Source organism: Flammeovirga sp. SubArs3 (assembly GCF_947387565.1).
Taxonomy (GTDB): Bacteria; Bacteroidota; Bacteroidia; order Cytophagales; family Flammeovirgaceae; genus Flammeovirga; species Flammeovirga agarivorans.
Window position 1 is genome coordinate 89687 of sequence record NZ_CANDOA010000003.1, and the last position, 15150, is coordinate 104836.

A 15150-nucleotide genomic window follows, 5' to 3' on the forward strand; every position below is an offset into this window, starting at 1 on the left:
ATTATGAATCAATATATAAAATCATATAGTTCATTAGTAGTCATGTTTGTAACAGGACTATTTTGTGGATGGCTTTTCTTTGGAGGCGAAACATCATCTGAAGGACATGAAAACCATCAACATGCTACAAAAGAAGAAGTTTGGACATGTTCAATGCACCCTCAAATTAGACAAAATGAACCTGGAGATTGCCCAATTTGTGGTATGGAATTAATTCCGGCTTCATCAGGAAATGAAGGTCAAGATTTAGCACATATTTCTTTATCAAAATCAGCAGTTGCACTGGCGAATATTCAGACGACAAAGGTAGTGAAGTCTGAGGCTGAAAAGGAATTATTGATGCAAGGGAAAATTGCTGTGGATGAAAGAAGAACCTATTCTCAAGCATCACATATCTCTGGAAGAATAGAGAAAAGTTATGTCAATTATTTAGGAGAACGTGTTCGTAAGGGACAAAAGTTAGCCACTATTTATTCTCCACAGTTGGTTACAGCTCAGCGAGAATATTTTGAAGCAAAAAAAGTTAAAGACTCAAACCCTCAGTTATTAAGAGCTGCTAAAGAGAAACTCCGTCTCTGGAAATTATCTGAAGATCAAATCAAGAAAATTGATCAATCAGGAAAAGTAATGACCGAATTTGATATCAGAGCAGATATTTCCGGTGTCATAACTAAACTCAATGTGGTTGAAGGGGATCATGTAATGGAAGGACAGATTATGTATGATTTAGCGGATCTGTCTCGTTTATGGGTGAAATTTGATGCCTATGAAAGTGATTTAGCTTGGTTGAACATAGGAGACGAAATTGAGTTTTCAGTATCATCTTATCCAGGACAAAAGTTTACTACAAAGGTATCATTTATTGATCCGTTTATTGATCCAAAAACCAGAGTGGCTTCAGTAAGAGGTAATGTAATCAATGCCAAAAATAAGCTGAAACCAGAGATGTTTGTTTCTGGAAATGTAAACGCAAAACTTCCTGTAAATGATGATGTGATTGTTGTACCAAAATCTGCTGTTTTATGGACAGGTCCTAGATCAATTGTTTATGTAAAAGTAGAAGGAGAGGCGAAACCTACTTTTGAGATGAGAGAGGTGACTTTAGGTACGTCTTTGGCAAATGCATATGTAATTAATGAAGGGGTGAATATAGGTGAGTCCGTTGTCACTCAAGGTACCTATACTGTTGATGCTGCAGCACAATTAAAAGGTAAACCAAGTATGATTGCCCCACATAAAGGAAATGAACAGACTCAGGCTATGTCAGCAGGAATGTTACATCATCAAAAATTTAAAGATGGTGTATCAGAAAACTTTAAGCAACAGCTTCAAAAAGCGTATCGAAGTTATTTATTAGTAAAAGATGCTTTTGTGTCTAGCGATGATGATAAGGCAAAAGAATTGATCACTGATTTTAATAATGCAGTAGCTGAAGTGTCGATGAAAGGAGTAAAAGGAGATGCACATATGTATTGGATGATGGCTTCTAAGGAATTGAAATCGAATGTCCAAGAGATGATTAAAGCAGATAATATCGATACCCGAAGACGCTATTTTGTGGATGTATCCAAAGAATTATCTAATATGGTCAGTCGATTTGGTTTACCGGAAAGCGAACAGGTATTCTTATTGTACTGCCCAATGGCAAATCATGATAAAGGAGCTTCTTGGCTGTCAAATACTAAAGAAGTACTGAATCCTTATTACGGAGATATGATGCTGAAATGTGGTGAAGTTCAGCAAAAGATTCAATAAATAATAAGAACCTGTAGCATTATTTATAAATGGTGCTACAGGCTTAATTCTTTAATGTATTATTACATCAATTGATTCCTCACTTTCTCTTTTAGCTTCTGTCTTATCTGTGTGTATTTTTTGTATTGCTTTTTAGATAAAACGGCTTTTAAATCTTTAGCCTTTTGATCTTCCACAGCTCTAACAGCATTTAATTTTGCTAGATTACTACTTTCTTGAACAGCTATTTTATCAATTTCCTGTGCACTTTTTAAATTGATTTCTTGCACTTTGTCTATTTGATCTTCTTTTAGTTTGAGAACGTCTTTCATCTGATTAGTCAGGAAAGTTGCTCTATCCTCAGCTGTTGGTTTTTCATTATTTGTTACATTGGCTAGCATCATGGTTGTCGTTAAGCCAATGAGTGTGATGATTAGGTTTAATTTTTTCATAACGTTTAATTCTTTTTTGTGATATCTATTTTAATACGCTACAAAAAATAATCAATGTATAAAGAAGTGATTGTAGTATGATATAAACTTATTTATCCAAAAGGTAGATGGATTTTATTAAAGGGTTGCAATACTAAATTTTATACTTCATTACTAAAATTCCGTACAAATTTCTCATGAAGAAATACGACTTTTGTATTGACTAAAGAGAACAACAATGAAAGAATTAATATTAGATACAACATTAGGCTGTAAAAAGTGTGAAGCTAAAGTGCATCCTCTTTTAGAAGCCGATCCGCGAGTAATAGATTGGGAAGTTAAAGATGGACATATATTAAGAGTCGTTACAGAAGGCGCTTGTCAAAAATGTATAAATAAAATTATTGGTGAAGCAGGGTATGAGGTCAAGGAACAATTATCATCAAAAGATGTAAATCCTGATGATTATGCTGATAAAATACCTCACGATTTACCAATAATAGAATATGATGTTCCTAAGGCTACCGCTGAAAATGCTGGGAAGTATTATTGTCCAATGCAATGTGAGGGTGATAAGTTATATGATGAAATGGGAGACTGCCCAGTATGTGGAATGCCTTTGGAAAAAATTCCAGAACCCAAAGCTCCTGTGAAATATGCTTGCCCAATGCATCCAGAGGAAGAATATGACGAACCTGGAGATTGTCCGATTTGCGGCATGTCCTTAGAGCCAGTTATCCCATCCCAAGATGAGAGTTCAGAAGGTCATGAAGCGTATGATGATATGATGAAAAGGTTCAAGTTGAGTTTACTTTTCACAATACCTGTAGCATTGATCGCAATGTTGGGACATATTTTTCCATCCTTACATCATAAGATGTTAGCAATTATGTCTCAAACATCTTGGAATGCAATACAGTTCGTCCTTACAATACCTATGGTATTCTACACAGGCTGGATTTTTATGAGAAGGGCTTGGTCATCGATTGTTACTAAGAATTTTAATATGTGGACTTTAATCGGAATAGGTACGTCTGTCGCTTTCCTTTTTAGTACCATAGCACTGTTTATACCTGATTATTTCCCCGATGAATTTAAAAATCATGGAGCCGTAGATGTATATTTCGAGGCAACTTGTATTATTCTGTTATTAGTTATGTTAGGTCAATTGATGGAGCTAAACGCACATCAAAGAACTAATTCAGCATTAAAAGCATTATTAAAGTGGGCTCCACAAACAGCTACAGTGATTAGAAATAATAAGGATATGCTTGTTGCTGTTGAACATATTGTCAAAGGAGATCAACTAAAGGTAAAACCCGGTGAAAAGGTAGCTGTTGATGGTGTTGTTATCGAAGGATATGGCACTATGGATGCATCCATGATCACAGGCGAACCTATTCCTTTTGATGTAAAAGCCAACGATAAAGTAAGCAGTGGTATGATTAATACGAACGGTAACTTTATCATGAAAGCAGAAAAAGTAGGTAAGGAAACTCTTCTGTCTAAAGTGATTGAGATGGTCAATGATGCCGGGCGATCAAGAGCTCCTATTCAAAAGGTTGCTGACCAGATTGCAAAGTATTTTGTACCAATTGTAGTCAGTGTATCAATTATTACCTACTTATTATGGTTCTTTTTATATACAGGTGAGAATGCCGCAGTTTATGCTTTAGTAAATTCAGTAGCAGTTCTTCTCATCGCTTGTCCATGTGCCTTAGGGTTGGCTACACCTATGTCTATAATGGTAGGTACAGGGAAAGGAGCAGAACATGGAATCTTGGTGAAAAATGCAGAAGCATTACAAGGTTTAAGTGATATTAATGTTTTGATGATCGATAAAACAGGGACCCTAACACAAGGCAAACCTGAAGTTCAGGAAGTCACCTCGTTTTCAACTTGGTCGGATGAACAAGTGTTAGCATATGCAGCCGCTTTAGATCAAAACAGTGATCACCCTTTAGCAAAAGCTACTGTTGCCTATGCAAAAAGTAAAAATCTTGACTTACCTCAAGTATCAGATTACAAATATATCATTGGTAAAGGTGCTGAGGCCATATCTGATGGAAAGAAAGTGCGTATTGGAAATCAAACCAGTATTAATGAAGATGATCTTTCTGAAGAAAATAAAAGTCTTATTTCGTCTGAACAACAAAAAGGGGCCACTGTTATCTATGTAGTTTATGATAATTATCTTCAAGGTATTATAACACTTGAAGATAAAATTAAACCGAACGCTAGAAAAGCCATTTCGGATTTAGAAGCCCATGGTATCGAAGTGATGATGTTGACAGGAGATAATCAGAAAACTGCTGCATACGTTGCCAAAGAAGTGGGGATTCAACATTTTAAATCTGATTGTTTGCCAGAAGATAAATTAAATGCAGTAAAAGAATATCAAGAAAAGGGATTAAAGGTAGCCATGGCGGGTGATGGTATTAATGATGCCCCCTCTTTAACTCTTGCAGATATAGGTATAGCAATGGGCGATGGAACAGATATCGCCATACAAAGTGCGGAAATAACATTGCTCAAAGGTGATATTTCGAACTTGGTCAAAACCTTTAAATTAGGAAGGAAAGTGATGAGGAATATTAAAGAGAACTTACTGTTCGCATTCTTCTATAATGTACTGGGCGTTCCAGTCGCGGCAGGGGTATTATTCCCATTCTTTGGGATACTATTATCACCGATGTTAGCCACTTTAGCAATGAGTTTTAGTTCTGTTTCTGTTATCACTAATGCATTGAGGTTGAGAAGAATAACCCTTTAGTAACTTTTTGTAACCCCGAAAAGCACTATTCTGGCAAGTTTAGTGCTTTTTTATTTGTTTGTTACAATAATTTCGCCGTATTTTACAATATAACTACATAGATTACTTTAGGTACTTGTATAGAAATTAACAATTAAATAGCTCTCAAAAAATTATTTGACTTAAATGAAAAAATCTTTTACTATTAATCTAATAGGAAGATTGTGTGTATACTCTTTTCTTCTTATATCGTTCGTTGCACAATCTCAAACAGTCTACAAACCAGCAATCTCTAGTACATTTATAGAAAGTACATGGAAAGATCCAAACAGTTGGATTTATGTTTCTGGAGATGTTGTCGCTTATCCTAATAATTATCCACAAGGTACTGATGAAGTACAATTTGGTAATGGGGGTAATGGGAATTATGAACCTATCTCAATAGGATTTGATTTGACTACAGTTTCATCTACTCTAACTTTTTCAAATGAAGAGGATGGTCCATACAGTTTAATAACAGTAACTGGAGATGGTACTGTTGTCGCAAAAGATATTGATGATAACAGTAAAAAGGTAAGAATTACTGTTGAAGAAGGAGGAAGTCTTACAGTAACTGATCTTCTAACTTTAAGCCAGACAGATAGTGAAATTGTTGTGAAAGGTGAATTTTACGCAAACAATGGTCTTACTTTCTCTGGTGGAGGAAAACAAACGATCGATGTTCATGATACTGGATTTGCAAAGGTTACGGGTACATTTACATCTCAAGCTGGAGATATTTCTATCGCAGACGGAGGTGAACTTGAGGTAACCGTAGATTTAGTTATCCCTAATACATCCGGTAGCCCTACTTGGTCTCTTAATGGTATTTTAAGTGTTGGAGGAGATATTGATATGCAATGTTGGGTGAGCCTTTCATTTTCTGTAGGAAGTGATGGTGGACTGAATGTAGATGGAAGCTGTGATATGAACTCTATTTGTAATTCTTCCGCAAATAACGACTTGTGTGGTAGGATAAATAATGGAGATTATGAAGTCGACTTACCAGTTACATTAGTGTCATTTACAGGTCAGAAATTAGACAATAGTGTTGAACTTGAATGGGTGACAGCTACTGAATTGAATGCTGAAAGGTTTGATATCCAAAGTTCTTTTGACAACAGAAATTGGGTTGTCGAAGGTAGTGTTCTCGCTGCAGGAAATTCTTCAACAACAATTGAGTACAATTTTACAGCTCAAAATAATGGAGAAAAATATTACCGTCTTGTTCAATATGATTTTGATGGTAGATTTGAAGTTTTTGGCCCTTTGTTATTTGATAGTGAAGTTGAGAATAAAGTTTTTGTATATCCTAATATTCTTGATTCAGGTAATGACGTTTCTTTATTTTTTGATGGAGAATTCTCAAACCAAAATGTAAATATTACTTTGATGAAAATAAATGGTCAATTTATTTTTGAAAAGGTAATTTCAATTGAAGAGGGCAGTGGAGTTTACCCATTACAGGATATTGAGGGAGTAGAGGCTGGCTTCTACTTACTTAGATTTCAGGTAGGGGCAACTACTACCACGAGTAAACTCATTATTAGATAATCGATACTGACAAATAAGAATAATTTGAATGTGATGTCATCAAAAAATGGCATCACATTTTTCTTTTGTAACCCCAAAAATTTGCGATTTCTGCACAATTTTAATTTTTGTTTTAATGATTTTAATCATGCACCCCGTTACGCAAACCGTTGCAAAAAGAAATAAATAAATAAGTTGGCTTCACCTATTTTATAACCTAAAACAAAATACTATTTTAGCTATGTGAAGTTTGTGTTGTTACTTCTCAAAATCAATATTAAGTAAAAAATACATTGTCTAAAGACATATAAAAACAGTCTGAATGAAAGCGACTTTTAAAATACATTACGAAACCCAATTCGGTCAACAATTAGCTGTAGTCGGTTCAATTGCTGCCTTAGGTAAAGGTGTAGATGAAGAGGCCCTTGAAATGAATTATCTAGGCGGAGGCACATGGATTGCTGAAGTCGATTTATCAAAAACTAGAGCAAAATCATTCTCATACAATTACATTTTATTCGATAAATCTAATGGTATCAAATACAAAGAAGCTGGTACTCCTAGAGTTGTTGAATTAAATAAGAAATTCAAAAATATCATCTTACAGGATGCTTGGAATCCTTACCATGAAGTTTCAAATGCATACGACACTGCTGCATTTGATGTTATCTTCAATACCAATGCTCCTAAAGTAAAAGCACCTAAAGGCTCAACGAAAAATGCAACATATTGCTTTGAGGTAAATGTTCCTAGAATCAACTCAGACTATGTAGCAAAAGTAGTAGGATCTACGGATGAGTTAGGTAATTGGGATATCGAAAAAGCGTTACCAATGGCTTACGACTCAGATCGTAATGTATGGACTGTAACAACACCTATTCAAAAAAGTCACCATAAACTGAAGTACAAGTATGTATTAGTAAATACTGCTGATAAGAAAGCTGCTCCAGAATTAGAAGGTGGTTTTGATCATGTTTATGATATCATTGAAAACGACCCAAAAACATTTGTAAAGTTTTCTGATCATAGATTTGCTTACGATAGACACAATTGGAAAGGAATGGGGGTTGCATTACCTGTATTCTCATTAAGAACTGATAATGGTTTAGGTGTAGGTGAATTCTTAGATATCAAAGAATTAGTAGATTGGTCTACAGAAACAGGAATGCGTTTAGTGCAAATTCTTCCTGTAAATGATACAATGGCTACATATACTTGGGTAGATTCATATCCTTATGCATCTGTTTCAGTATATGCACTTCATCCTCTTTATATTAATCTTGAAGCTATTGGTGAGCTGAAGGATAAGAAGAAGATGACAAAGCTGAAAAAACTTAAGAAAACATTAAATGCATTAGATACTGTTGATTACGAAGCAGTAATGAATGCAAAAATGGACTACTTAAGAGAGATTTGGTCTGAGAAAAAAGCATCGTTCTTGAAAAGTGCAAAAGTGAAAGCATTTATCAAAGAGCAAGGAGAGTGGTTATTACCATATGCTGCTTTCTGTTACTTCAGAGATAAATACAAGACTCCTGACTTTACTAAGTTTGAAGACTTTGCAGTTTATGATGCCAAAAAAGTAGCAAAACTTTTTGATACTAAATCAAAAATTAAAGATGATGTAAACTTCTACGTATTTGTGCAATACCATTTACATGCACAATTATTAGAAGCATCAGAATATGCACAATCAAAAGGTGTTGTATTAAAAGGTGATATTCCAATTGGTATTTACAGATTCTCTGCAGATGCTTGGACAGCTCCTCATTTATACAATATGAACGGTCAAGCGGGTGCACCACCAGATGACTTTGCTGTAAATGGTCAGAACTGGGGATTCCCAACCTACGATTGGGATACAATGAAAGAGGATAATTACGCTTGGTGGACAAGCCGTATGACTCACCTTTCTCAGTATTTCCAAACATTCCGTATCGACCATATTCTTGGTTTCTTCCGTATTTGGGAGATTCCAATCGATTCAGTACAAGGTTTATTAGGTCAGTTTAGACCTGCTATTCCATTGCACTTATCGGAGTTTGAGAACAGAGGTGTTCAATTTGATTTTGATAGATTCTGTACACCATACATCAGAGAGCATTTCCTAGGTGAATACTTCGGTTATGATACTGATTGGGTGAAAAATGAATTCCTTGAGCAGAAATGGGATGGTGCTTATAACTTTAAAGCGAAGTTTGATTCTCAGGTTAAAATCCAAGAATATTTCAACGGAATTAAGCCTAAGGATGATGAAGATAAAGCAAGATTAGAAGCGATCAGAGATGGTCTTTATAGCTTGCATAATGAGGTGTTATTAATTCCTGCTTTAGGGTACACAGACGGCATGCACTATGCACCGCGTGTAACAATGGATAAGTCTAGAACTTTTGCAGAATTATCACCAGCACAGAAGCATCACTTCCATGAGTTGTATATTGATTATTTCTTCAAACGTCAAGAAACACTTTGGGCAGCTCAAGCAATGGAGAAACTTCCTGCCATCAAGGAAGCAACGAACATGTTGATCTGTGGTGAGGATTTAGGTATGGTTCCAGATTGTGTACCAGGAGTAATGACTGAGCTTGAAATTTTAAGTTTAGAAATCCAACGTATGCCTAAAGATCCAACGATTGCATTTGGTCACCCAGGTAATTATCCTTACGAATCAGTAGCTTCTCCTTCATCACATGATATGTCTACTGTAAGAGGATGGTGGACTGAAGATAGAGGTGATACGCAACGTTTCTATAATGAGATCTTGGGTAACTGGGGTGAAGCACCAATGGAGTGTGAGCCATGGATTGCTGAGCAAGTTCTTCAACAGCATTTATACGCTGACTCAATGTGGTGTATTTTCCCACTACAAGATATGTTAGCGATTGATGCCGAGATCAGAAGAGAGGATCCAGAAGATGAGCGTATCAACGTTCCTGCGATCAAGCATCACTATTGGAGATATAGAATGCACCTTTCTTGCAAGGAGTTAATCGAACAAAAGAATTTCAATAACAAATTGAAAGGTTTGATTACAGCATCAGGTAGAAATACTAAATTCTAATATAGAATTCTATAAATATGATAGGCCCTGTTTACTTAAAAACAGGGCCTTTTTTATTTTGTTATTCTCTTGGAATGATTTAACGACAAACTCATTTTACGGATAATAATGAGAATAACGAAATAATATTTTTATAAACTATTCAGTTACCTGAATACTGATATTTAACATAGAACTTATTTCAGGAACATTAGAAGAAAGTGACTCTTCAACATTGATAATGCCCTCTTCTGATGGACCTTGATCAGCCCCTGATTGCCTAGGAGCCTGATACATACCTGCACCAGCATATTGATCAGATTCTGTTCCAGCATCTAATAATTGTATATAATCGGATAAGTTGCCAGATAAAGGTGTATTACCATCAAATAGGGGTAACTGATCAATAGCTAATACCCAATCATTACTTTGTACTAACATTGTAGCAAACGATAAACGATCATTCTCACTAGCAGTAAAAGTAAATGTATACGATTGACCAGGGAAGATAGGAGCTGGAGCATCAGTACTTGCAGGTGTGTTGAAGACATTTTCAAAGCCAGAAACATCTCCATCTTCTGCTAACATTTCGAAGGCTTGAGATGCCATACTTCCAATACTAAATAAATTATTTGACTCTCCAATTGAAAATGCTCCGGGAGCGAAAGGTGAGACTAATCCGGTTGTCGCTTCAAGTACCTCATTCATGCTAGTTATATCTCCATCTTCAGCGATAGGTTCTAATGAAGATGAAGCTGCTACACCTTCTTGAAATAATGGATATTGACCATCATAGTGTACTACCCAATTTCCGGGTGCAAGAGGGGTAGGAAGAGAACTGTTATCTGATATATTTCGTAATGTGAGGGTAAATTGAGTACCTCCATCATGGCTTAACATGACTTCAATGACATCATTTAAAGCAGGATAAGTGTAACCATCATTGACGTCTGAGATTAAACGAACAATGCCATTTTCTTCTGTTCCGGTATTAGGACCTGATTGTCTAGGTGCTTGATTTTCACCTGTGCCAGGCATTTCGTTAACTTCAGTTCCCGCATCCCAAAGGTAAAACTGATTGGTGATGTCTCCTGTTAATGCTTCGCCTTCATCGTTATACAAGGCAATGCCGTCATCTGCAGGCGCATAGAACAAGTCATTAGATTGTACAAACATAGTAGCTAAGTTAAGATAATGTCCTTGGCCTGCATTAAATGTAATGACTTGCTCATTACCGGGTGTAATTAGATCTGTGCCACCAAAAGCATAATAATCAAATGGTGTCATACTATTTTCAATAGTTACAGTAAATTCAGTTGCAGGGAGATTGACAGGGTCGTCGTTGTTGTTGTCATTATCAGAACAGGCAATAAATAATGGAATAGCTGAAAGGCTAAGTAACAAATTAGTGAATTTCATAGAATAGAGTAGTTTATGTTTTTAAATTACATAAGTGATTGATAACTGATCGCGATCTTGTTATACAATTTTACTTAACTATTTTTCTATGAACTGTGAGCTACTTCACATTTGCCTTTTATTTATCCTTTTTACTTAGAATTTTTTTCTCTTTATCTAATGCCCAATCTAAAATTCCAACTTTCCAGTTGAATCTATGTACGAGATTAACCCTGAATTGCCCCATCCAATACAAGGTGACATTATCTGAAGCGGTAGTGATATTATAGGATTCCAAAACCAAGGAGGAACCGACATACATCCGGTCGGTATTATACCCAAATGCTAAACGGGCATTATACTTTAGGCCACCTTTCCAAATTGTATCTTTCTCATTACCATAATCCGTTTCGAAAAAATAATGCCCAAAGGTGATACCATACCCAAGAGCCAATGAGCCTGTGATAAAAAATCGTTTAAATAAAATTACGGATTGAGCATAACCAGCTGATAAACCCATACTACCATACCATCCACTAATGATATTAGAAGAGAGTAGGTATTCTTCTCTTAGGTTTTCTGGAACCAAAGAGGAGTCTGCTTTTATTCTTACAAAATTGAGATAAGGGCCATATAGCAAACTTCCAGACGTCTTTTTTTGAACTTCTGTTTGTGCAAAAGCTGCTCTGAAAGAGAATTTTTCATAATTGTGGATCCAAAATGAGGATAAACCAAAAGTATTGATCACCATATCACCTCTTAGTTGAGTTGGAGGTTGGGGGTCTCTAATAGGATCATTTTCGTTTACTTCGGATATGTAAAAACCCTTATAAAATTGTAAACCAAGATCGACGGCAAATTTTCTTGCATACAAATAGGATCTCATGTCTAACTTATTGGTTTCTCCATACACATCATCATCATTATTTATAGCAGGGAAATTGAAACCAAAGTTAATACCTAAACCTTTGTAGTTGAACCCAAAACCTAGGTTTAAGTTGCCATTTGGAGCATATACCAAGTTATCATGACTAGATATTCTTTTACCTGAATTTACTACAAGCTCATTGAATTTATAGACAGTATAAAGACGTAAATGAAGCATGTCATTAAATGACTTGTAATACGTCGTATCATGATCCAATTTGATTTCTTCTTCTTCTTGGGCATAAGTAGTAATTGGACTACAAAAGAGTACAAGGAATAATAATGTTATGAATCCTTTCAAAATAAAAAATAGATGAACACTTGATTGATTAAGCTAAAATACAATAAAAAAGTGAGGAATTTGAAAGCCCTTTATTATAAATCAGAGATTAAAAATGGAAGTGTACCCAATAAGTAAAATATTCGCCCTAGAAGGTAAATTCTACTCATCTGTTTTGCTCGTTTTTATAACTGTAATTCAAGTTAATTAAATCACGATTTTATGAAGAAGATTGTCTTATTACAGTTATTATCACTACTCTCTTTGATTACTTTCGGTCAAAAGAAAAATCAGAAACAACCAAACATATTGGTGATTTGGGGTGATGATATAGGGGTTCACAATATAAGTGCTTATAACCATGGTATGATGGGTTATCAGACTCCCAACATCGATAGAATTGCCGAAGGAGGAGCCTTGTTTACAGATTATTATGCAGAGCAAACATGTACAGCAGGTAGGGCGGCTTTTATTACAGGTCAGCATCCTTTTCGTACTGGGTTACTTACCATTGGTATGCCTGGTTCTGAGCATGGTATTCCTGAATGGGCCCCAACGATTGCTGATGTTTTGAAAGACAAAGGATATACATCTGGTCAGTTTGGTAAGAATCATTTAGGAGATAGAGATCAACATTTACCTACGAACCATGGCTTTGATGAATTCTATGGCAACTTATATCACTTAAATGCGGAAGAAGAACCTGAAGGATATTATTACCCTAAAGACCCCGAATTCAAGAAAAAGTATGGTCCAAGAGGAGTAATTCATTCGTATGCAGATGGTAGAGTATCAGACACGGGACCATTGACAAAAAAGAGAATGGAAACAATTGATGATGAAGTTTTAGATGTATCTCTACAATTTATGGAAAAGGCACATAAGTCTGGAAAACCATTCTTTATTTGGCATAATGCTACAAGAATGCATGTTTGGACACATCTGAAAGAGGAAACAGAAGGGAGAACAGGTGTTGGTGTCTACGCTGATGGAATGGTAGAGCATGATGATCATGTCGGTAAATTACTAGACAAATTAGAAGAATTGGGGATTGAGGACAATACAATTGTTATGTATTCTACAGATAATGGGGCAGAAACTTGGACTTGGCCTGATGGTGGATGTACTCCTTTTCATGGAGCCAAAGGGACAAACTGGGAAGGAGGTCACAGAGCACCAATGTTGATGAAATGGCCAGGAACTATTCAACCTGGAACAGTTTATAATGATATTATTGCGGGTAATGATTTAATGCCAACTCTTGTAGCTGCAACTGGTGAAGATCAGTTGGTAGAAAAGATGAAAGTGGGTTATAAAGCAAATGGAAAAGAATGGAGAGTACATTTAGATGGTTATAACTTCTTGCCTTATTTTAAAGGGGAAGTAGAAAAGGGACCAAGAAATGAATATTTATACTTTGGTATGGACGGACAGTTGAACGCGATTAGATATGGAGACTTTAAAGCACATTTCAATATATGGAATGGCGAAAGTGATATCTTCGACGGACCATACACGACAAAGGCTCAAATACCTTTGATCTTTAACCTCAGGGCTGATCCATATGAAAGAGCAATGGAATCGGGTGCTTATATGAAATTTGCTGGAGAGCAAATGTGGTTATTTGTACCACTGCAAAATATTATTGGAGAGTTTTTGAAAACGGTACCTGAATATCCATTTCAAACTGGTAGCTCATTATCTGCTAGTGAAATTGATTATAACCTTTTCAGAAAACAGAAAGCTAACCAACAAATGAATAAGTTGTTAGAAGATATAGAAAAGATGAAATAAAATACTGAAATTGATAGAGGTGAACTATTGTAACCTCTATCAATTTTTTCTCTATGGAAAAAAATACTTCAAATACATTTATTTTTAGTGGCTCTGCGTCAAGCATTATTAAAGAATGGGAAAGAAATTTTAAAGCCCAAAATGAGGAAGGGTGTCTCAAAATTAGAAATGAAAAATTTAAAGCAGATATCTTTCATGCTAGACTTGTTCGAGACTTTGATGTTTATCAGAATAATGTGCGTTTCACTGAACAGTGCCATTTCAAATATGAAGGATCGAAACTTCATCAATCTTTAGTAATGATTTTTGACTTCAAAGGAAACTTATTCCAACAAATCAATACGGATCAAACTAATTTACATGGTAGTATGATACTGCAAGATGGAAGTTATTCCTTCTCTCTTAATAATGATTTAGACGAAACGTATCAATGGGTTTCATTACGAATTTCTTTAGAACTGATTGAAGAAAATTATCCTGCATTAATGAAGCTTTTCGATCTAGTATCAAAACCTGATCAAAGTTGGATTATCTATGAGTTTATGCCTTATGAAGTGAAAAGTCTACTCAAAGATTTATATGCAATACCTGAGGGTAAAAGTAATATTTATAAAAAGAGGATTCTATTTTCTAGAATTATTGAATGTATGGGTGTTTTCTATGAAAGATTGTTGGAAAAAAGTCACTTTAAAAGTTATAATCTACATGAAGATGACCTGGAAAAACTTCTAATGATTAAAGATGATATTTTTAGTAGCCTAGAACAGATCCCTAGCATTGATGACCTTTCTGAAAAATACGGTTATTCTAGGTCTAAATTTACCCGTGATTTTAGAAAAGTATATGGTACTTCTGTATATCAATTTCATTTGGATTATAGATTGGAAAAGGCATATGAATTATTAAAAGAGGGAAGTAAAACTATTACGGAAGTTGGTCGAACAGTAGGCTATATTTCTTTATCAAAGTTTTCTTATGCATTTAAAAGTAAATACAAAGTATCACCTAAGCAGGTGAGGTAATCAATAAATCACAACATAAAAAAAGCTAGTCTGTTCGACTAGCTACTTTTGGTTCTGCTGTAAGGGTAATTCATTTTATCAATGAATCTTTGGTGGTGGTGTTCAGCATAATGTTCACTATAATAAACCTCATACCTCCAATAAAAGTTCAGAACATTTGAAAAAAATACGCATGTAAGGCTTTTAAAGAAAAAGCTATT

Annotated in this window: 9 protein-coding genes; 6 read left to right on the forward strand and 3 right to left on the reverse strand. The window is 35.3% G+C overall.

The features are described from left to right. Positions 1 to 3: 3 nt before the first annotated feature. Complete coding sequence (locus tag QL232_RS09540) at positions 4 to 1755, forward strand: efflux RND transporter periplasmic adaptor subunit (RefSeq protein WP_281613958.1); 1752 nt, start codon at positions 4 to 6, stop codon at positions 1753 to 1755. Positions 1756 to 1817: 62 nt separating this feature from the next. Here QL232_RS09540 and QL232_RS09545 read toward each other — a convergent pair whose 3' ends face one another. Continuing rightward, positions 1818 to 2186, reverse strand: a complete 369-nt coding sequence (locus QL232_RS09545) for a hypothetical protein (RefSeq protein WP_281613959.1) — start codon at positions 2184 to 2186, stop codon at positions 1818 to 1820. A gap of 217 nt (positions 2187 to 2403) precedes the next feature. Between QL232_RS09545 and QL232_RS09550 the strand changes: the two genes are divergently transcribed. The 3 genes from QL232_RS09550 (at position 2404) to QL232_RS09560 (ending at position 9550) form a co-directional block, all read left to right on the forward strand. After that, positions 2404 to 4938: a copper-translocating P-type ATPase gene (locus tag QL232_RS09550; RefSeq protein ID WP_281613960.1), complete on the forward strand. Its 2535-nt coding sequence runs from the start codon at positions 2404 to 2406 to the stop codon at positions 4936 to 4938. A 165-nt stretch (positions 4939 to 5103) separates the two neighbouring features. Continuing rightward, the gene (locus tag QL232_RS09555) at positions 5104 to 6510 is read left to right on the forward strand and encodes a T9SS type A sorting domain-containing protein (protein WP_281613961.1); all 1407 of its coding nucleotides are present in this window, start codon (positions 5104 to 5106) and stop codon (positions 6508 to 6510) included. A gap of 301 nt (positions 6511 to 6811) precedes the next feature. Beyond that, a complete protein-coding gene (locus QL232_RS09560; RefSeq protein WP_168882935.1) occupies positions 6812 to 9550 on the forward strand; it encodes a 4-alpha-glucanotransferase in 2739 nt (912 codons plus the stop codon). Between the two features lie 138 nt (positions 9551 to 9688). On the opposite strand, the gene QL232_RS09565 is transcribed toward QL232_RS09560, so the two are convergent. Both QL232_RS09565 and QL232_RS09570 read right to left on the reverse strand, forming a co-directional pair. After that, the gene (locus QL232_RS09565) at positions 9689 to 10948 is read right to left on the reverse strand and encodes a spondin domain-containing protein (protein WP_281613962.1); all 1260 of its coding nucleotides are present in this window, start codon (positions 10946 to 10948) and stop codon (positions 9689 to 9691) included. A gap of 118 nt (positions 10949 to 11066) precedes the next feature. Continuing rightward, positions 11067 to 12155, reverse strand: coding sequence for a DUF4421 family protein (locus QL232_RS09570; RefSeq protein ID WP_168882937.1), 1089 nt, complete (start codon positions 12153 to 12155; stop codon positions 11067 to 11069). A gap of 201 nt (positions 12156 to 12356) precedes the next feature. On the opposite strand from QL232_RS09570, the gene QL232_RS09575 reads away from it, so the two are divergent. After that, positions 12357 to 13928, forward strand: a complete 1572-nt coding sequence (locus QL232_RS09575; RefSeq protein WP_168882938.1) for an arylsulfatase — start codon at positions 12357 to 12359, stop codon at positions 13926 to 13928. A gap of 53 nt (positions 13929 to 13981) precedes the next feature. After that, complete coding sequence (locus QL232_RS09580) at positions 13982 to 14950, forward strand: AraC family transcriptional regulator (RefSeq protein WP_281613963.1); 969 nt, start codon at positions 13982 to 13984, stop codon at positions 14948 to 14950. Positions 14951 to 15150: the final 200 nt, after the last annotated feature.

What these genes read in the sequence shown, in the direction of transcription:
- QL232_RS09540 (WP_281613958.1), top strand. Translation starts at nt 4, where the DNA reads ATGAATCAATATATAAAATCATATAGTTCATTAGTAGTCATGTTTGTA.
- QL232_RS09545 (WP_281613959.1), bottom strand. Translation starts at nt 2,186, where the DNA reads ATGAAAAAATTAAACCTAATCATCACACTCATTGGCTTAACGACAACC.
- QL232_RS09550 (WP_281613960.1), top strand. Translation starts at nt 2,404, where the DNA reads ATGAAAGAATTAATATTAGATACAACATTAGGCTGTAAAAAGTGTGAA.
- QL232_RS09555 (WP_281613961.1), top strand. Translation starts at nt 5,104, where the DNA reads ATGAAAAAATCTTTTACTATTAATCTAATAGGAAGATTGTGTGTATAC.
- QL232_RS09560 (WP_168882935.1), top strand. Translation starts at nt 6,812, where the DNA reads ATGAAAGCGACTTTTAAAATACATTACGAAACCCAATTCGGTCAACAA.
- QL232_RS09565 (WP_281613962.1), bottom strand. Translation starts at nt 10,948, where the DNA reads ATGAAATTCACTAATTTGTTACTTAGCCTTTCAGCTATTCCATTATTT.
- QL232_RS09575 (WP_168882938.1), top strand. Translation starts at nt 12,357, where the DNA reads ATGAAGAAGATTGTCTTATTACAGTTATTATCACTACTCTCTTTGATT.
- QL232_RS09580 (WP_281613963.1), top strand. Translation starts at nt 13,982, where the DNA reads ATGGAAAAAAATACTTCAAATACATTTATTTTTAGTGGCTCTGCGTCA.